The organism is Lolliginicoccus suaedae (genome assembly GCF_008312885.1).
Taxonomy (GTDB): domain Bacteria; phylum Actinomycetota; class Actinomycetes; order Mycobacteriales; family Mycobacteriaceae; genus Lolliginicoccus; species Lolliginicoccus suaedae.
Genome location: NZ_VSSO01000003.1, coordinates 315,237 through 334,159 on the forward strand (window position 1 = coordinate 315,237; position 18,923 = coordinate 334,159).

12 protein-coding genes are annotated in these 18,923 nt (G+C 60.1%); 2 read left to right on the top strand and 10 right to left on the bottom strand.

What is annotated here, in order from left to right; genetic code table 11:
* The 10 genes from FXO18_RS10585 to FXO18_RS10630 form a co-directional block, all read right to left on the bottom strand.
* Positions 1 to 723, bottom strand: coding sequence for a hypothetical protein (locus tag FXO18_RS10585; RefSeq protein WP_149361076.1), 723 nt, complete (start codon positions 721 to 723; stop codon positions 1 to 3).
* Positions 720 to 3,725 (bottom strand): protein DpdH, encoded by a 3,006-nt coding sequence (dpdH, locus tag FXO18_RS10590; RefSeq protein WP_149361077.1) that lies wholly within the window; start codon positions 3,723 to 3,725, stop codon positions 720 to 722. Before dpdH ends, FXO18_RS10585 begins: the two co-directional genes overlap by 4 nt.
* Positions 3,722 to 4,621 carry a protein DpdG gene (dpdG, locus tag FXO18_RS10595; protein WP_149361078.1) on the bottom strand — a complete coding sequence of 300 codons (900 nt, stop codon included), beginning with the start codon at positions 4,619 to 4,621 and terminating at the stop codon, positions 3,722 to 3,724. The genes dpdH and dpdG overlap by 4 nt, the downstream gene beginning before the upstream one ends.
* Positions 4,621 to 7,119, bottom strand: coding sequence for a protein DpdF (gene dpdF / locus FXO18_RS16255; protein ID WP_149361079.1), 2,499 nt, complete (start codon positions 7,117 to 7,119; stop codon positions 4,621 to 4,623). The genes dpdG and dpdF overlap by 1 nt, the downstream gene beginning before the upstream one ends.
* Complete coding sequence (gene dpdE, locus FXO18_RS10605) at positions 7,116 to 10,283, bottom strand: protein DpdE (protein ID WP_187774311.1); 3,168 nt, start codon at positions 10,281 to 10,283, stop codon at positions 7,116 to 7,118. Before dpdE ends, dpdF begins: the two co-directional genes overlap by 4 nt.
* 571 nt (positions 10,284 to 10,854) lie before the next feature.
* Positions 10,855 to 11,319 (bottom strand): hypothetical protein, encoded by a 465-nt coding sequence (locus tag FXO18_RS10610; RefSeq protein ID WP_149361081.1) that lies wholly within the window; start codon positions 11,317 to 11,319, stop codon positions 10,855 to 10,857.
* Positions 11,320 to 11,582: 263 nt separating this feature from the next.
* Positions 11,583 to 13,877, bottom strand: a complete 2,295-nt coding sequence (locus FXO18_RS10615; protein WP_149361082.1) for a TPR repeat region-containing protein — start codon at positions 13,875 to 13,877, stop codon at positions 11,583 to 11,585.
* Positions 13,874 to 14,230: a hypothetical protein gene (locus FXO18_RS10620; protein ID WP_149361083.1), complete on the bottom strand. Its 357-nt coding sequence runs from the start codon at positions 14,228 to 14,230 to the stop codon at positions 13,874 to 13,876. Before FXO18_RS10620 ends, FXO18_RS10615 begins: the two co-directional genes overlap by 4 nt.
* A 236-nt stretch (positions 14,231 to 14,466) precedes the next feature.
* A complete protein-coding gene (locus tag FXO18_RS10625) occupies positions 14,467 to 16,269 on the bottom strand; it encodes a hypothetical protein (RefSeq protein WP_149361084.1) in 1,803 nt (600 codons plus the stop codon).
* 33 nt (positions 16,270 to 16,302) lie between these two features.
* Positions 16,303 to 16,875: a DUF3558 family protein gene (locus FXO18_RS10630; protein ID WP_149361085.1), complete on the bottom strand. Its 573-nt coding sequence runs from the start codon at positions 16,873 to 16,875 to the stop codon at positions 16,303 to 16,305.
* A gap of 347 nt (positions 16,876 to 17,222) precedes the next feature.
* On the opposite strand from FXO18_RS10630, the gene FXO18_RS10635 reads away from it, so the two are divergent.
* Both FXO18_RS10635 and FXO18_RS10640 read left to right on the top strand, forming a co-directional pair.
* Entirely contained in the window at positions 17,223 to 18,143 is a 921-nt protein-coding gene (locus tag FXO18_RS10635) for an ABC transporter ATP-binding protein (protein WP_149361086.1), read from the top strand.
* Complete coding sequence (locus FXO18_RS10640) at positions 18,140 to 18,922, top strand: ABC transporter permease (RefSeq protein ID WP_149361087.1); 783 nt, start codon at positions 18,140 to 18,142, stop codon at positions 18,920 to 18,922. Before FXO18_RS10635 ends, FXO18_RS10640 begins: the two co-directional genes overlap by 4 nt.
* Position 18,923: the final 1 nt, after the last annotated feature.

An 18,923-nucleotide genomic window follows, 5' to 3' on the forward strand; every position in this document is an offset into this window, starting at 1 on the left:
CTAGGAAAGGCTCCGCTTTACAATAACGACAAACCGAGCATCGCGTTGGCCGTGCGCGAGAAACTGTCGGACGTCTGGATGATCGAGTGAACTCAGGGGCGCACCAGACCTCACATTTGCGCGCCTAAGAAAGTCAATAACCGCTGGAGACTGGGCGAATACGCTCACTTTCTCCGCGATGATGTTCAGTTGCCCTACCGCCTCCTGCCACTTTTTAACATGTTCAACCAGAGGAACCCCCACTGCTCCAAGTACATCCAGATCAGCAAGAGCAAGGGAATGTTGCTGACTAAGTCCAGGGTTGTCTGGTTCTGCCAGACGGAGCAATTCAGTGTCACTAGGTGATGGAGCATTCTCCGCTTTGAACTCGGACCACGCCTGTTGTGCTGCGCGTACGCATGCTGATGCGTACTTCTGGGCGGAAGCCACCAAAGCCTCTGCCGCATCATCACCCGCTGAAAGTGGCCTCTGGATCGCCTCATCAAGCGTGGATTTAGCGATAGCAGGTAGGCTACCTGGTTCAGGACGGATGACACGAACCCCTGCGAGGGAAATCGCGTGTATGGCTCTATACGAAACGTCAATCGACGCAACGGCCTTTTCGAGTTCGTTGGCACGTCTCCGAGCCATACCCATCAAATGATCATGGTTCGTCCGCTTCTCCGCCCCGGACAAAGCTATCTGGAGGCTCTGCATGCGCCCGCGTATTGTCTGATCAGTCACTGAACTTTACTCCCGGACAGAAGAGATCTGAGATTGCCAATCGTGGAACGCCATTTCTCACCAATCGCTACTTCACCCGCACTATCATAAGCCGTGTCGCTGCGTGGCGTGGCTGCAACAATAGCCTGGTCCACAGATGCAAGAAACTGATTTATTCTAACCGAAATCCCGTACCATTCACCGCCAATTAACGAAGCCCTTGTGATGTCATCCAGTTCGTCCCAACAATCAAACAATGCAACTATTCTCTCGACCGCCTGAATATCACGAGGCTCCACCGCATTTCCAGTTATTGCCACCCGTCGGGCGTAATCGGGTGAAACCTCCGCACCGGGACCCGAAAGAATTTCGACCAAATCGGTAGCCAGAATCTCAGGTAACTCTCCGCCGAGACGTCCGAGTTCGGGCAGAAACTCGACATACGCAGCCTTCATTCGAGATATCGAACCTGAAAGTTTTTCGATACTATCGACATGTTTACGGACATCGCTTCCCAAAGATTCTTTCACAGGGGAACGCCTCCGATTCAGCCCTACCCTGATTGCTGCGATGTCGACCATCGAAACATCTCCGGTGCCTCCCTGGGCAAATCCAGTTCTACGATTCAGAATCTTTAACAATGAATCACAGGAAGCCACAACACTCGCCGTCTCTCTAGCCAAGTCTTCATTGCGCCCAGAAACTGAACGCTTCTCGAAAATGGCGGCCAGGCGATCGGAAACTGAATGACCACCTTTCCTAGGCGCAAGCCTACCCAGGAATGCAGACCCAAACTCCAATGCCTTAACAGTTGCCGCAAGGTCATCATCTACCCGCGTACCCAGGCGCAACTGTTCACTTATTGATTGTGCCCACGAATCGATCTCAACGTTAAGCCTAGCGAGTCGACCTCCATATCCTGGAATTGATCGGAGATCTTCAACGAAATCCATCCACGCCAACGTTTGAACAGCTTCAACCGCCGTAGCGTCGCTACCATCGATATACAATATCACGTCCCCGGGAGCAGGAACATTTTTTTCGCCTACCCAAATATTTGTTTCGCCGATGAAGCATGGCTTCGGAATTCGTTCGCCGTTCCTCGAGAGACGCGTCCATTCAGAGGCCCTGTACGTTCCATTTTCGAACGAGATTCGTGCAATAACCGCCTTATAAATCAGCTTGCGCAGATCATTGCGATTACTTTGGCTAAGTCCACCATTGTTCCACCGTTCCACTGCTTGGACGAGTGGAGGCAGGGTGAGTTCCGTCTCACTACCCTGGCGCTTCCCTACCAAATCAGCACGATCGCTACGTCCAGATCCTCTCCTGGAACTGCTTGCAGTCTGATCGCTGATACGACCGCGCGGTGGAAGACCAAACGCATCGTGCACTGCCGGGTGTAAGTCAAACCCGGAGGGTGGTTCAGCGTAGAATTCAGCTAGCCTCAATCGCCTGTCCCCATTGACCGATCTTTCGAGTTCAGCCCGGTCCGCTACGGACAGAGCGCCAGCTCCGCGGGAGAACCGATCAGCAAACGCACTGGATGGAAACTGCTCGCTCTCAAGCGAATCGCTGTCATCTACAAGAACTGGCTGAAGAACTCGCTTCAAGGTCTCTCGGGCATTGAACCCGCTAGGCGTCACAGCTTCTATTGCACGGGCGATGGAAGTCCGGTTGAACGGGAAGAGGCCCTCACCATGAACCTCACCAAATCCCTCGTGGCAGCGTTCCTGGACTGGGCACCGCAAACATGCCGACTCTACAGTGCGATTCTCCCTACTTGCCGCCTCTAACTCCGATGCACCAATTCTAATCGACCGTAAGTAGGTTGAGATGAACTTTTCCGCAGCATATCCCTGATTCGGACTCACTGCGAAAGCCAGACTGGATCGTGTCTTGAGAGTCTCAGGGATATCACTATCGTAGTACCCAGTGGTCACTGCAATTACTGTCAGTAGATCGCATAATTGCTCGACGTCAGTACTGTGGAGAGTCACCGCATCAATGAGTCCACCTTGAAGGCCCTGGAAGATGGAGAAGTCCTCGACTAAGAGCAACAGATTGCTTCGACCATGCAGAGCCTTGCGGATGCTGAGGAAGAGATCTTTGAGATCCTCACTGCCGATGCCAAAGACGCTTTTGAGGGCCGACGGCAATTGATCGTTCACCATTCTAACGGCGAGGGTAAGCAGTTCGTCCGCAGAGTCGCCATGGCTTCCGCCCCCGGCTGCAAGTTGCTCAGCCAACCCCTTTGCTGCATTCGAGGCCATCTTTGCATCTTCGAGAGAAACAGAAATGTCAGTCTCATGAAACTGAAACGATTCTTCCAATGAATCATCCGAAGCACGGCCACGACGCTTTTCCTCAACCAGTCGCGCAATTGCGGCACCATCAGCTAGGTACTGCTGAGCGAAGTGTGGGTCGCGCAACAAGTGGGGCAATTGTTCCGACAGCCATACACGATGAGCGACAAGTTCATCCGAAACTTCTGTGCGAGATGAATGGTACTCAACTCCCAATGCGATCTCATCGCGAATCCGCCGCCGCATTTCTTTGTCGGTAGCGGCGGTATCCTGAGCATTCCGAAGTCGGTCCGCAAACTCTTGGGCGAAGTCTTCATCCGAGAATTCCTGTAGCACAATGTTGACAACACCGTAGAGCGATGTCCGATGCTTAGGAATAAAGATGACTGTGGTGTTTTGAGTAGGATTCCTATTGAGTTCATTGCGCAACCAACGTACGAGGTGCGACTTGCCTGCGCCGGACTCACCTAGAATTGGCACGATGTCAGTACCGCGTATCTCCTTGATTCGTGTCAGAACACTATCTTCTGAAACTACATTAGGGGACTTCTTGATCGACGGAAATCTAGGGCTAACCTCGTGCAGCACGAGTGGTACGTGCGTGTTCTGAAAGGCCCAATCCGGCACCGCCTCGGCTTCCACAGGAATAATACGCAGTGCATCCTCTGGAGACCAACAGATATTCTGCTGAGCGCCAACTTCTTTCAACCAACTCATTTATTGACCCCTACGTGGCTCACGGTTATTTTTCCCTGCGCTGACGGGCATAGGACCAGTTTCCTAGTTGCATCTGCCAAATCCTCTAGGTAAATAGCGCCTTCCGCCTCAAGGGCCAGTAGGGTGATAGCAACACCACTATCGATGCCACTTGCAACTACGTCAGGATCGGGGTCAGATCCAATCCTTCTGAGTAATCCTTCTCGATACGTCCCTCCCCAGAGGAACGGAAGCAAGCGGCTCAACTCCTGGATGAAGTCCCTGCTTGACGATCGAATGGAGATCATCGGGAGAGTGTCGCGAACTGCATTGATAGGAATTGGCCGCAGGCCATTTGGCCATTCCGAAGCCAGACCTGTCGCAAGAATCCATCGCCTAAATGCTCCATAGCGGGTGTCGTTCATGATCGGCCAGTCCTCCCGATCGCCTCCAAACTGATCCTGCTGCAAGTACTGCACGCGGTTCCAGGTATATTCAGGACCATAAGCTGACTGCGCGAGAAACCATGTAACTGCGCGGAGGAAATCCCGACTGCCCATGGTCCACGCGTCGTCCGATTCTCCATGTCGTTGGAACGACAGTTCGGCTGGTGCGACTTCCAGTGTCGCATCGCGAAGAATAGACTCCCATCCCTTACTTTTCGCGTTCTTGATTGCGTTCTGACCACGTTCGGTAATAGACAAGGAGCCTACGGCAGGATCGGTACCCACGAATCCCAGAACTTTGGCCATCGATATGGTCGTGAGGCGCTTGTCACCAGATACCAATTCAGCGGATGCTGGAAAGAGCAAGCGCGCTAGGTCTTCTGGTGATTGGGGATCCTTGGATGAATGGATTGCTTCTACCACCACACGGATCGCGTGGGGAAGAGTCTGGGGCGGATTGAGTAGTGCCACTAGAGCGACTCCATTATGTTCTGCGCGGTAACGGAGGGATTCCACCACTGATGCGCCAGATACTCCGGGCGCTCTGGCGATTGTGTTCCGGTCGCAAGCAAGACTATTCGTGGCGGACCGGGGACTGTCAACCATCGTTGCTGGACCGCGCCGTCGATGGAGACTATTAGCGCTGGCGCGACGAATGGGTACGGCCGATTGGGAAGTTCTCTATCCAGGGCGACATACCGCTTTTTGGCGAGTGCAGAGCGCACGACTTCATAGCTGCTTTGGGCAATTACTTGAGAGACACCTGTGTCGATTAGTCGCCCAACAAGTTCACGCAGTCTACGGCGAGTAAACCACTCAGGTTCTGCGTGGACGATCAATGCGGACTTGTGCGCGAACTTCTGCATGGCTGGTGCGGACAGGGTTCCTCCGATCTCATACTTGGCCATCGGCAGTTGGATCGTGCCCGGCGAGGTCAACCCGTCTCGCCCACACCCGGGACAACCGCTACACACAGGCGCTGGGTTCGACCGAGCCACTACAGTCCCTCGCATTGACTGGACATAGGTGTAACATTCGGCAAACAGTTTGCCGAAGCATTTGCTACCGGATGTCAGCGACATAACTGCCGCGAGATCATTGCCCCGAAGTTTGTATATGGAGTCTCTCAACTGGTGAAGTCTACTATCCATTGCAACTTCGTCGAAGTTGTCCGTCGCAAACTCGATTGCTACCCTAGACCGGCGGGCCTCCCAATCAGATTCACTGAGTGTGACTGGAGGAATAGGGTGATTTGCGAAACGAATCAGGCCTGCGCGTGCCATTAGCACCAAAGTGTTCATGTTCCACAGTTCGTTCTTATCGGAGTTCCATCGTCCGTGGTGTGGAATCGCACTTCGACTGACCGATCTCGGGGGTCCCGCATCCATTGTTGCCTTCATCGCCGACCATCGATTCCACGCCTTTTCCCTGCCAATGAGAGTTGGGTCTCCCACTCTGGAGTCACGTCGATGGGATTCGAGGGCAAGGATCGCTACTGCTACTGCTGCGTGGCCGTCGCGCCCGGCACGGCCAACCTCCTGATAGTAGGCACTCACGGAGGTGGGCGTTCCAATGTGGACGACCGCCCTAACGTCTTGTTGGTCCACTCCCAAACCGAATGCGGACGTACCGACCACAATATCAGCAGTAGTAGCGTGTGGGCCGCCACGCCATTCACGCAGGATTTCTTCGCGGTCGGCGGTGCCAGTATCCCCCGTGAACAATCGGATACGTCGATGGCCATCCGATCTGAGAAGTTCATAGACTTCACGAGCGTCCTGCTTGCGCGAGGCATACACCACTAGCGGCCTGGGAAGAATCCGAATCGCTTCTCGAATTCGCTCATCACGGGTGGCCTTGTCGGGGCCCATGCTACGAAGATAGCGAATTTCAGTGCGCAAGTTCGGTGAAGCAGCGAATCTATCATCCGCTGACCGACCGAATAACAAATCGTTCAGTTGCAGGCCATACTGTGCCAGTGTGGCAGTCTGGAGCACTGTGATTGGGGGTGAATGGCCGTTTCGTTCAGCTTCGTTAACCAATTGATCTCTAACCGTGGCTAGTTGCTGGAACTCTGGCCGAAAGTCGAGCCCCCACTCATATACAAGGTGAGCTTCATCTACAACAAAGGCACGGATCAGCCCGCTAGCAGCGGCCTGTGCGAGTGGAAACTCCAGGCCCACCAAGGACTCCGGTGATGTCACTAGCAATCTCTGCTTGCCGTCTCTGATCCGCTGTCTAATCAAGGTGCGATCGGAACTGTCTAGTCCACTGTGCCAAGCTACGGGAGTTGGAATTGTAGGGGCTACCTTGCGTACGGAGTGCTCTTGATCCAAAGCAATCGCGACTGTGGGGACCACCATGACAGTCAAACCGTCTGAATGGAGCAGTGCATGGATGTAGCCGACGACCGATTTGCCCTCCCCGGTGGGCAGGACAACATGCGTCACTGAACCAGGAGGGGCTAGCGCTACAGCACGTAGCGCATCGCGCTGCGCGGCAGACCGGTTTCTAGAGAAATTCGTCACGCGCTCGAAAGCAGGATCAGCCTCGACCTCGCTGAAGTCTCGACTCAAGGTGCTTGCGGGGTCGCGGCCCGGCAAATGAAGCCTGCCAGGAGCCGCTGCAGCGAGGTCAACTGCGGCCGAACTACCCTCTAGCCACGCCGGCTCCCACGAAGCGGGCGAGGTGAGCCGAAGTGATTTCGTGCCCATTTGTGAACTCGATAGCTTCGCGTCGCGCGCGGCATCTGCTAGCCCGATAGATTCTGGGACGTCCAGGTGCATCCGGTGATCGGCACGTCCGCCTGCTGCGATCAGAACCTGGCGTGCAAGCGCTGCGATGTCGCGTGGTCCAGCCGAGTGGGGCGCGTGAATGACCGCGTCGAGGAGTCGCCTGCGCGGCCCGGAGAAGCCATTTGCTTCGGCTCCCGCGAGCGCCGCGCGCAATCCATACAGGTCGTCCCTCAAGCTTCGTCCCTGCCACGGTCGAATGGGTTCTCCTCTGAAAGCACAATCATACCGAATGAGTCAACGATGATCTCAGGGTGACACACTGCGTCCTCGAGAAGAGGTCGCAGCGCATCTTCCAACTGTATTTCGTCTCGTACTGCGGCAGCATCCCCCGGTGTCGCGCGGGCCCTGGCTTCAAGCGCCTGGATCCTGACGTCGTGGCTCGATTCCAGTTCGCGACGGGCCCTGAGTTTCATTTCAACTACCTCGGCGCTGGCGAGGAACGATTGTTGGACGGACTGTTCAGCCTTGCGTAGCTCCTCTGCCCAGACCCCCTCAGGTAGAATCTCCACGGCTGCATGGATACGCCGATGCGACAGGTTGAAGTCACCCCGTCCGGAGCGTGCCGAGTCCGGCTTGGTGTAGGGCAATCCGAGCAATGCCAAAACTCCCTCATCAGGTGCATCGCCGAAAATATCACGCCAGGTAGTTTGTACGAGAGGAGGCAATGCTGTGTCCACTCTACGTTGTACCGCATTGGCATCGAGGTGACCCAACTGGTGTCCAGACAGGTCGACGCGTCGTGCCTCAACATGAAGGTCGAACCGCAGCCACATGGTGTTCGGTCCGGAATAGGCGGAGGACCAACGCCACATGCCCCACGACCGACCGCGATCGTCGTGACGGAGATAGTCCTCGAGGGCATCCATGAGCAGTGAGCCCGTTCGCAGGAGACCGATCCCCTCACTGGAGGCCACGGCGCGAACCCCAGTCCACGACTGCTGTAGGGGAACCTGAAAATCTCGAAGGATCCGATGCCAGGGAACTAGAGGCATCTGTTCTTTACGGTCACGGTTGCCGAGACGGTAGGTGTTGGCCGATTCAGCGACCTTTTCCCGAACGAATCGCAGATTTCCAGGGACACCAGATGATATCGCCCCAGGACAGGTGGCCATCAGGCTATCGACGATGTCGCCGATCTCCGAATCTAAGGCTCTATCAAAGTCTCTCAACCTGGCGGAGAAACCTAGTTCTTCGCTATCAATCGAAGCTGAATCAATTGCATCTTGCTCCTCGACTGCTCGTTTCTCTCTCTCAAGTTCCTCACGCACACGCTCGCTAATACTTGAAATGTCATCATACGGATCTAGTAGTCTCTTCCAAACCCAAACAGAGATCTCTTCCACTGCCCTCTGAAGGCCTGCTACCGACTGATTGTGCACGTCAAACCCATCGGCGACGACGACCCCCCAACGATGCCCCACACCATGTGGAGGTTCGACAACAATACTTCTCCACGGCGATGGTGTGCGCTTCCACCTGTCGACACGGCCGATGCGTTGCTCAAGTTCATTGACTTCAAATGGCAAACCAACGTGAACCAGCACGGTGGCAAACTGGAGGTTCAACCCTTCGTGCGCAGTACCATCTGCTATCAGCCAGTGGCATCGAGATGCTCGAAGATCCTCCACCGACTGTTGGATCTCCGTCGGCGAGGTTGCCCCGTCCACCAATCTGATATCGTTTGGGGCAACAGCGTAGTCCTCTAGGGCGCGTCGCATACTTGCTGCGCCACGCGAGGAACTCGTGAAGACGACAATTCGATCTGTCGCGGACACCTCATACGTGAGAGCGTCAGCCACCGCTGCGATCACCTCCCCGGCACATAGGTGATGATCCGTCGGTGCTTCGAGCACGCCGCCCGACGCTTCTGCGATTCTGGCAAGCTCAGTGGCATCGAGGCACTGCGCAACAATTTCTCCGATTAGTTGCGCCGCGCTCGCTGACTCCAGTTCGCCCTGCTCGACAGCAACGAGCAGAGAATTCCGACACTCCTCGATGTAGTTGGTTACTCCTGACCATAAAAGCAACTCGTCGGTCAGATCGAGGCTACTCGCCCCCGTTCGTGCCGACAGTGGGAACTCCTCGCGCAGTGCTGGCGTGCGACGTGATCGAATCATGCGCCGATGCACCTGATATCGATCGGTTACTAAGCGACGGAAACGATGTATGAGATGCCCCCGCTTCGCCTCATCAATCTCCAACACTATTTCATTAAGTAGCGATTCCAGATCCAAGTCGCCGGCAATCACTTTGCCAAGGTCCCGCGCAATACCACCGAGAAGGAAACTCGGTGTCCTTGAGGTAAGGCGCAGGAGTCCACGACCTAGCGCTTGCCGGGAACTCACCCGTCTGCGCAACTCCTCGATGCCTTCGAGACGGTACGCTTGAGGATCAAGCAAATTGAGCATCGCAAGGAAAGTGGATTCATGGTGCAATACGGGTGTAGCGGAAAGAAGCAGCAACCGTGGTGATGAATGCACAATCTCACTCAGCGCACGATGGCGACCTCGTCGACATTCGTCGTCCGATGTAGCGTCTTTAGCAAGATTGTGCGCCTCATCGACAACAACGATGTCAGCGACACGCCAATCTGCTGAAGTACTGAAAGTTCCAAAGGAGAATACCGCATCAGGGAAGTCGCGTCGGCGAAGTTTCTGTTCCACCTCGCTTCGCCACTGCTCAACAATGTGGTCGGGGAGAATGAACTGTACATGCAACTGCGGTAAGTCGAGAAGTAGTTGTCGCAGAATTAGAATAGTTTCAATGGTCTTTCCGAGTCCCACCTCGTCCGCAAGTAGGTACCGCTGCGTGTGATCGCTCAATACCTTGCGCGCAGCGTCCAACTGGTGCGGATACAACTCGACTGGGGTCGAAAGAAGTCCTGCCATCCCCCGCGCCTCCTTGCGTTGCAGGAGCACACTTCGCAGGAATGGCGAACGAATCTCTGAGTTGTAAGGAGACTCAAAGACTCCCGCAGCAGCAAAACCCAATGGATCGTCTAGATTTGCTTTCCAACGAATATGCAGATCTGCAATTTTGCGCATCACCAACTGGCCGTTAACCGATTTTACAGCTGCGTAACGGTCATCGGCAATATAATCAATCCGGCCCGAACGCCATGCAGGGAAATCACCATTTTCCTCGCGCCAGAACACGCGAGTCTCGGGGGGCAAGTCCGCGGCCTTGAGTTGTCGATCCCTAGCTACAGCCAATTCGATTGGATTACTGTCGTGGCGCTCGGGGGTGTCGAAATAAGCGACGATTATTTCATTGTTAGTTGCACCTTGCCGAATAGCGGAACCCGGGCCGAAAGGATTCGATTCGGTAGTGACGAACATCCCTTTCGATATTCCCCTCCCCTTCCGTCGAGGCGACGCGGAGTGTGCGCTGTCAATCCGACGACTCGGCATCTAGTATCCTTCCCACGCACGCAACTGCTTGCAGCCTCCATGACGTCGGATGGGCGCAAGGTTGCCGAAGTTGCTGTGCAACGCAGCGTAGACCATGATACGCACAACTTAGACATGTATGGCTGTCCTAGCCCAAATCCTAGTCAAAGTCCTGGTTGCCAGGTGTGCGCGAGGGTCCGCGAGGACTTCGAAGATCCCGGAACGTGCGGTGGGGGCGAACGGTGGATCGCAGCAGTCAACTTCTGCTGGACACGCGGGTGCTCGCCGTTGCGGATCGCACCAAGACTGCGCCTCGGGGGGAGCCTAAGACCTGGCTGAGAGCAGGCTTGGCGACCGAACAAGCTCTTGCCCAGCCTGACCACGCCGGAATAGAAAGGTAGGCTGCTCCTCTGGTTGATCTAGTGCACGAAGGCCGGACTGCCAACCAGGACCATTTGCATTCTGGATATTCTAATCCTTGAACATCTCGTAGCAGTGCCACTTTGGTGCGTCACACCACCTACTCCGCCACCTGCTCGACGATGCAGTCACTGGTCACGTCCCGATACGTATCGATGACCAGATGCACGGGGATATCGTGGGTCACGAAGTACTCCATCAGGATGCGGGTCAGCGTCGTATGCCCGATCGCCGGATCATCGGTGGGATTCACCAGCGCGAGCGCATCCTCGTACGGCATCAGCCCGTCCTCGCTACGGAACGGATCCAGGACCGGCGAGGACGGCAGCAGGGCGAACAGGGCATTCGGTCGCTTGGCGAGGAACTCCTCGTTGACTGCCGCGATCGCATACAGAAGATAGTCATCGGTGAGCAGTTGCTCGCCGTCACGGGTGTCCTGCATCGCCTCGGCAAACCCGTATCGCAGCGGACGGTCGTGGAAGCCCACGGAGGTCAGGTAGTGCACCATGGTTTCATCGATCTTCTCGTAGCCACGCGTCCCGCCCTGCGGATGGTTATTCCGCACGAGCGCTTCCTCTAGCGGCAAGAGATTTCCCGATTCATCCAGATAGCTAGCAAGGTCGCTGTTGAACTGACTGAGTCCTTCAGTCTCCTGCGCGTACAAAACTAGATTGTAGGTCAATAAAGTGAAATCGTCTGGGTACGAGATGCACGTGCGATCGAACGCCACCTCGGCCGGCGGTGGCCCCTCGGCGCAAGCAGTGGCTAGCAACAGGGTGGATAGAGTCGCACAAGCTATTCCTGACCAACGCATATTGATCTGCACTTTCATTTCGGCACCTCGAGATCATCTTTCGTGGTTCTGATCTTGCCAATGAATTCGCTAACTTCATGACCCTGACCGTCGAGGGCAGAGTAGATATTTTCCTCAAATTTATCAGCTTTTGCTGACTCGCTCGACCGTGCGTTGTCCACGAATAGAGCATCATCGTAGGGCAGGAATGCTCCATCGTCACCGCGATACTTATCGATACGCTCGTCCGCCTCCAGCGCTCCGCGCGCATCGAGCGACACGAGGAGGTTGTAGTAGTGGCGCGCGTCGACATGCTTCGAGCGCGCCCCGGTCTCGATATCCATCGGCTCGACGTTGGGCACGCTGTGGCTGGAATAGCCCTCGGCCAGAAGGCCGGTAGCCCCGCCCATGGCAGGCCCGGCGTGCGGCAGGAACGACAATACCGAGCCCGTGACAGTGCCCGTACGCTCGATCGCGGCGCGCTGCGCGTCCACGGCTTCCTGCCGGTCGGCGTTGCGGTCATCGACCTCTGTTAGGTATCCCTCGACGACGTACTCCTGGAGCCTGCCGACCACGCCTCCGAGCGAGATCAAGGACTGATCCTCGTAGAGCATGCTGGCGACGTAGCGATCCTCGATCTCCTCGATGGCCGTGTAGACGCTACTGTTCCAGTCCTCTGCCACTTCTGAGTTGCTGTCGATGACGGAGAACAGCCGCATGGAGTCCTCCTCGACCATGTCCGAGAATCCCCGGGTGGTGAGCAATCCGCGTTCGATCAGCCCGATATCTGCGATGTACGGCGTCAATGCATTCGCTATCGCGCGCGTCATGCTCGGGTCGTGCTGGCCGAGGGATTGCCCGTCGCGGTCGGGCAGGTTGAGGAATGCGTTGTGGTTGTTGCCGTTGATTCCGGAGTCGTCCGAAGAGATGGCGCTCGCGAGGCCGAATGCCGCTTCCCCTGCTCGTTGCGCTGTATCCAGGTTGGGTGATGTCGCGTCGTCCTGGATCCAGTCGATCAGCTTTTCCGCTGGCTCGCCGCCTTCGAGGAGGAGCCAGCCGACGGCGGTATCGCGGTCGTATCCGGGTAGTTCGTGCCCATCGCTGTAAGTGCCGGTGAGGATCGCGGCGGAGGAGTCCTCGTTGCGGGTGCCGATCTCGGTGAAGGTCTGCGCTATCCCGTCGTATTCGCCGCGCATCGGATAGGGGGTTGTCCTCGGTTCGAGGACATGATGCTCGGCCTCGTATCCGAGCGCATGGAAGTCCGCGGCCCGGTCAACGAGGTGGGCGCCGAGTTCCTCGCCGGGCGGATATGTGGCGTCCGAGGCTTCGAGAAGGTCGGCAAAGTCTCGGAGCGCCGTCATCTCGCTCGTGCCGGGATAGCGGTCCGCATCGCGGTTCCAATGGATGAGCTCGTGCAGATCGTCCGGGATCTGCTCGAATCCTCCTGGTCCGCGAACTTCACGGCCTGCGATTCCGGTGCCGATGTTCTCGTTCGACACTGCCAGGACAGCGTTCGCCAGCGCGGTCTGGTGCGCTGCGCTTTCCTCGGTTCCCTCATCGGCGTAGTGCCTGCTGAGCGCGAGGAGACCATTCATGCCCGCGTGCTCGACGAATTTGTTCATGAACATCAGTTGGTCAGGCGAAGCCGCGACAGGTTCGCCCGCTGCGAGAGCCTCCAGCTGCCGGGGCGTGAGACCCACGTCCTCGAGGTGCTCGCCAATGCTCTGAGCAAGCTCGGTGGGGATGCGCCCATAGATGCTGTCGTAGGGGATGTTGGTGGTGATGGCTTCCGCGAGCGCATCCCCAAGCCTCGCACCGGCGCCTGGCTCATGTCCCGAGTTGTGCGGTATAGCGCGGCCGAACTCGTCGGTGAACGCATCGAGCCGTGCCGCGAGGGCATTGTCCTGGGCCGTGAGATCACCGACGAGATGGTTGATCCGGGTCTGCCAGGCGATGACCACACCCTCATCGACATCCGCGAGCGCCTGGACCTCCCAGGAATCAGTGACCGTCGCGGACTGCGCGCCGATCTCGCGGACGAGATCCTGCAGGGCCGCGCATGTCGAACCGAGCGTGAAATGCGCGCGCTTGATGTCCTCGGCGACGTCCTCGATCATCGTGGCGATCGTGCGGGTCTGCTGCCATTCGCTGCCCGCGCGCTCCCCCGCCGCAGTACTGGCATCCCCCGCCCATGTCTCGGTGAGCTGCGCGAACTCCTCGTTCGTGGCCTTGCCGCTGCTGAAGAGCGCGCCACCGGTGTTGTCGATCGCCTCGGCGTGCTTGGTGATCGAGTCCGTGCGCCACTGCATCACTGCGGTACGCGTGATCATGAGCCACCACCGAACGCGCCGAGATCCGCGGTGAAGCGGTCCTCGGTGAGGTCATAGTCCTCCGCCGTGCCGTGCGCCAGATCGCCCAACGCGCGCGCCCTATCCGCGACGACCTGGATCGCCTGATCGATCACCGCCGCGGCAAACGGCACGGACGCCGCGCTCGATGACCCGGGCAGGTCCGCCGCGAGAGCACCAAGCCCAGCAGCTGGATCGAGGCCCTCGACCGTGGTCGCGTGGTCACGGAACCTGCCAGCCACCAGCCGCAGGAACTCCGGCTCGACGTGCAGCACGCCCGCACTGCCCTCAGCGGCAGCGGGACGACGATCCTCCCCATGCATCGGCGCGGTCACAATCTATCCCCCCTGCTTAAATCCCCTTGTTTGGCTCAAGAGATTGGACGCGCTGGATCCGCGGTTGGTTCCGACAGGGCTTGTGGCATCTGTCACTGCTTGTCGGCTGGACAGTTTTCGCAGCTGGTGGCGCTGGGTTCATGGCGAAGGCCTATGAGACTCAACAATTTGCTCCAACTGCGAGCTCGATTTGTTGCGTTTCATAGGCGTTTGACGGTTGGAGATCAGGCCCAGGGCTAATCCTCGTAAATCTCGTCGGACCCGCTGATAATTCCTCGCGGCGTGCGTGGCAGGTCCCCGATCAGGGCTCGGCCATTGCGCTTGGACGTCAGGTACGACGCCGGGGTGTGCCCCTGGCCCGCAGCGGCGCCTCCGCCGGCCATGGGTGCCATCGGCGCCATGCCGCCCATAATCGGACGGGAACTGGCGCCTGGATTGCTGGGTGCGGTGGTCGCGGCGCCAGTGGCTGGAGGGATGGCTCCTCCGGGAAGCCTGGGCGCCCCGCCGTTGCTGCTGAGCGGGCGTCCGCTTCCTCCCGGCGGGCCACCAGCAACGCCACTGCGGCCGGCTCCACCGGCCAGCGCGCCGCCTGGCGCATACAGGCTGCCCGGGGCGGCGGCGCCGGGCTGGCCACCAGGGCCCACTCCCGCTCCCGCGCCCATACCTGGACCTGCACCGGTGCCCGCCCTCGGGGCTGTGCTCGCTTCGCCACCGACCGTGGCCACGCTCGCGGGCTGCGTCCCGGCCGGGAGAGTGCCCGGCTGGTCGTGCTGGCCTAGATTGGCTTGATCGGCGGCGCCCTGGCCCGCACCGGCTGCCAGGCTGCTACCCGGAGGGATGGCGGCCTGGCCACTGCCAGGTGCTCCGCTTCCGGCTCCGCCATGCCCTGGCTTCCCCGTGCCGGCGCCCGTGCCGCTGCTCGCCGTCGCCCCGATGCCCTGCGGCGCGATGCCGTTGTCGCTAGTAGGCACGTCTGGTGGTGGCAGCAGCGGCACGCGGTCCGCCGCATCATGGACCACCGGCCGGTAGCGCAGCTCCATCGCATCCCGCGCCAGCTCCAGCGCCGCCTTCTGCTCCGCGGCGAGCCGCGCTTGCGATGCTCCGCTCGGGTCCGCCACATCCGCAGCGCTGGCCACGGGCATCTCCGGCACCGCCCGAGCGGCGTCCGACAATCCCTGCACCGTGGTGTCGAGCTTGCCGCCGATCTCGTCGGCCACCGACCCCAGCGTGACCAGGCTGACCAGGTGGTCCTCGATCGCGGCTATCATCCGATCGGCCAGCTCGCCGGACAACCCGCCTGGGAGCACCCGCAGGCCCGCCGCCGCGTCCTCGGCGGCGTCGGTGAGCGCGATTCCGGCCTCCCTCCACGAGTCCGCGAAGTTCATCAGCCCTTCGATGTCGCCCGCCAGCGCGGTGGCGGCCGCGGCGATCTCGGCATGCCCCATGACCGCGAACGGCTCCGACACCACCACCGGCAGCGCGTGGTAGCCGGGCGAGCGGGGGCTGAGGTTGAACACCGCTGCCGCGGCACCGAGCAGGCCCTTCGCCAGCACCGCCCCGGTGCCGCCCTGCTTCGCTATCGCCTCCAGCGACCCGAGCAGCCCAGTGCCCACCACCCCGGCGCCCGCCGGTTCGGTTGCTGGCAGCAAACTCTTGGCGAGCACCGCGCCAGTGCCGCCCTGCTTCGATAGCGACTCGAGCGTGGCGAGCGCGGCGGCGGCTTCGGCATCGGTCCCGCCCAGCTGTTCGCGCGCCGAGGCCAGGGTCGTGGCCATCGCCTCGGCGATGGCGATGTGGGAGGTCACAATGCCATCGAGCGAGGAGTCACCGCCGTCCCACAGGGATCCGTAGGCTGTGGCCAGGGCCTGGCCGGAGGGCAGGGTGCCCAGCCGCAGGCTGGCCGAGGGAAACGTGCGGATCACGCCATCCCTGTTCCGGGCGAGCTCGGTCGCGAGTTGCTCGCAGGCGGCGATGGCGCGGTCGAGGGTGGTCGGGTCGAGGTCGAGCAGGCCCCCGGCGGTGGTGATCGGTGACGACATCGTGGTGGTTCTCCCTGGCGGGTCGGCGGGTGGCTAGCGGGCGGGCAGGTAGGGCTCGAGGATCGTCGTGTAGCGGATGACCTCCTCGTTGGCGTGCAACGAGGGGTCTGCCCGGGGCGCGAGCCGGAGGTTCACCCACACCGTTCCCTCCCCCGTGGGCAGCGCGATCTCCGCGCACAGGAACGCCCCGCACGACTCGAGATTGCTGCGTACCCCGGCACGGCCATTGATCACCACGTCGGTGACGACCGAGGCGATGGGGCGCTGGCGCACCTCATCGAGCGAGCGCATCTCCGAGACGATGAAGATGCGATGGTCCTCGCCCCGCCAGGCGCACTCGCGGTGATCATCCCAGTGCTCGCCGGAGATCTTGGGATTGCCATAGATGCTCATGTACTGCGAGTCCCGCTCCACACCGACCGCCTCGAGCGCCTCGTCGGGGATATCGGTGCACGGGTCGAACAACGCCGGCGGGCGCACCTGCGCGGGCGGGGTCGCAGGGACGGTCGTCGCCTCCCCAGCGCCCTCAGTAGCCACCGGCAGGCCGCAGCCCGCCAGCAATCCCGCCGCCAGCACCAAGCCCGCTCCCGCCACAACTCCCCGCATGCCCGTCCCCCATCGTTGCCAGCCCTCGCCTTGGGAAGTAGGACGCAACCCGAGCGACGATGGTTCCACCACTCCACTGTGGGATGCGCCACATCCGAAGCGCCCTTCCGGCTCTGTGCTCACCTGCCCCACACCATCTGCTAGCCAATGTCACGCTGGGCACCTCGTGTCGCGGCGTGTCGCGTGACATCAGCTAGCAAATCCGCACACGGCACACCCCGCCGGCAGCCCCCGGAGCCCAACCCCCACCCCCATGACACCTGTCATGCCCACCCCATGCATTCCTCCCATTTTCTCGTGATGCGCTGCTCTACTGCGAGACCTGAGAACCGAAGACCATAAGAGTCATGAGCAATGAACTGGTTGTGGAGGTGGATTCGCTGGAGTGCCGGTATGGCGACTTCCTGGCGGTCCGCGGTGTTTCGTTCGGGGCGGTGCGGGGCGAGTGCTTCGCGCTGCTGGGCACGAATGGCGCGGGCAAGACGACCACTCTCGAGACGGTGCAGGGGTTCCGGCAACGATCGGGTGGATCTGTCCGGGTGTTCGGGCGCGATCCGCGGGAGCAGCCTGATGTGGTGCGGCGCGGGACTGGTGTGGTGCTGCAGCAGGGTGGTCACTTCGGCGAGATCTCGGTGCGGGAGACGGTGAACCTGCATGCGGGCTTGTCGTCGCGTCGCGATGATGCCGCACGGGTGCTCGAGCGGGTGGATCTCGCGCACAAGACGAGCACTGCGGTGCAGAGCTTGTCGGGTGGCGAGCGGCGCCGGCTGGATCTGGCGCTGGCGATGTGGGGCAGCCCGGAGCTGATCATCCTGGATGAGCCGACGACGGGCCTGGATCCGGAATCGCGCAAGCGCATGTGGCAGGTCATTGGTGATCTGAAGGCGGCGGGCTCGACGGTGCTGTTGACGACGCATTACCTGGAGGAGGCGGAGCAGCTCGCTGATCGGGTCGGCATCGTGCATGAGGGTGTTCTCGCCGTGGAGGGGACGCTGGAGGAGGTGCTGGCGAGCCGTCCGGCGCGGGTGGTGGCGGAGGTGGTGTCCGCACCGCCGGGGTGGTGGCCGCGGCCGCCTGCGGGGGTGTCGATCACGGTCGGCGATCAGCGCGGCAAGCCGACGGTAGTGGTGGAGGCAGCGGACCAGCAGCGGTCGATGCTGTGGTTGTTGCAGCAGGCCGACGAGGCGGGGGTGGAGCTAGGGCTGATCCGCGCCAATCCGGCTTCGCTCGATGAGGTTTTCCATCAGATCGCAGGAGGTCAGGCATGAGCGCGCAAACAATAGCCCCACTGAGCCCGGCGAAGCGGGTTGCCCGGATGTCACTGTTCGAGGTCCGCTACACGTTCCGGCAGCGGATGGTGCTGGCGATGCTGGCGTTCGGCCCGGTGATGGCGGTCCTGCTGGCGACGGTCGTGGAGTCCGATGATCGCGCGGTGTGGGGCACGATGGTCGCGTCCACCACGCCGGTGCTGGTGACGATGTCGGTGGCCTCGGCGCTGGCGATCGTGATCGCGGTGCGCCGCGAGTCCCACGTGTTCAAGGCGTTGCGCACCACAGAGCTGTCGCCGGTGCAGATGGTGCTGGCGCTCGCCGCGCCGTACTTGGTGATCGGGATGGTCGTGGGCGCGCTCGTGCTGGGTGCCTTCACGCTGCTGGGCGCACCAGCGCCCGAGAGCTGGGTTCTGCTGCTGGCGGGCCTGGTGGGGGTGGTGATGCTGAGCATCATTGGTGGCATCGCAACGGGCGCGTTCTCGACGAGCGCGGCGTCGGTGCAGTTCACCACGATCCCGGTGCTGCTGGTGAGCGTGGCGTTCCCGATGATGGCGTTGCAGCCGCTGATCGGGGCCGAGGCACGATCGTGGTTGCTGCTGGCACCGTTCTCCGGCGTCGCGGACCTGCTGGCCCGTGGCATGGGCGCGGATCTCGCCGCTGCTCCGGCCACGCTGGGCATGCCGATCGTCCTGGTGGATGTGCTGTCGACGGTGGTGTGGATCGGTGTGGGCCTGTGGCTTGCACGGGCAACGTGGCGGTGGGAGCCGCGCGCGTAGC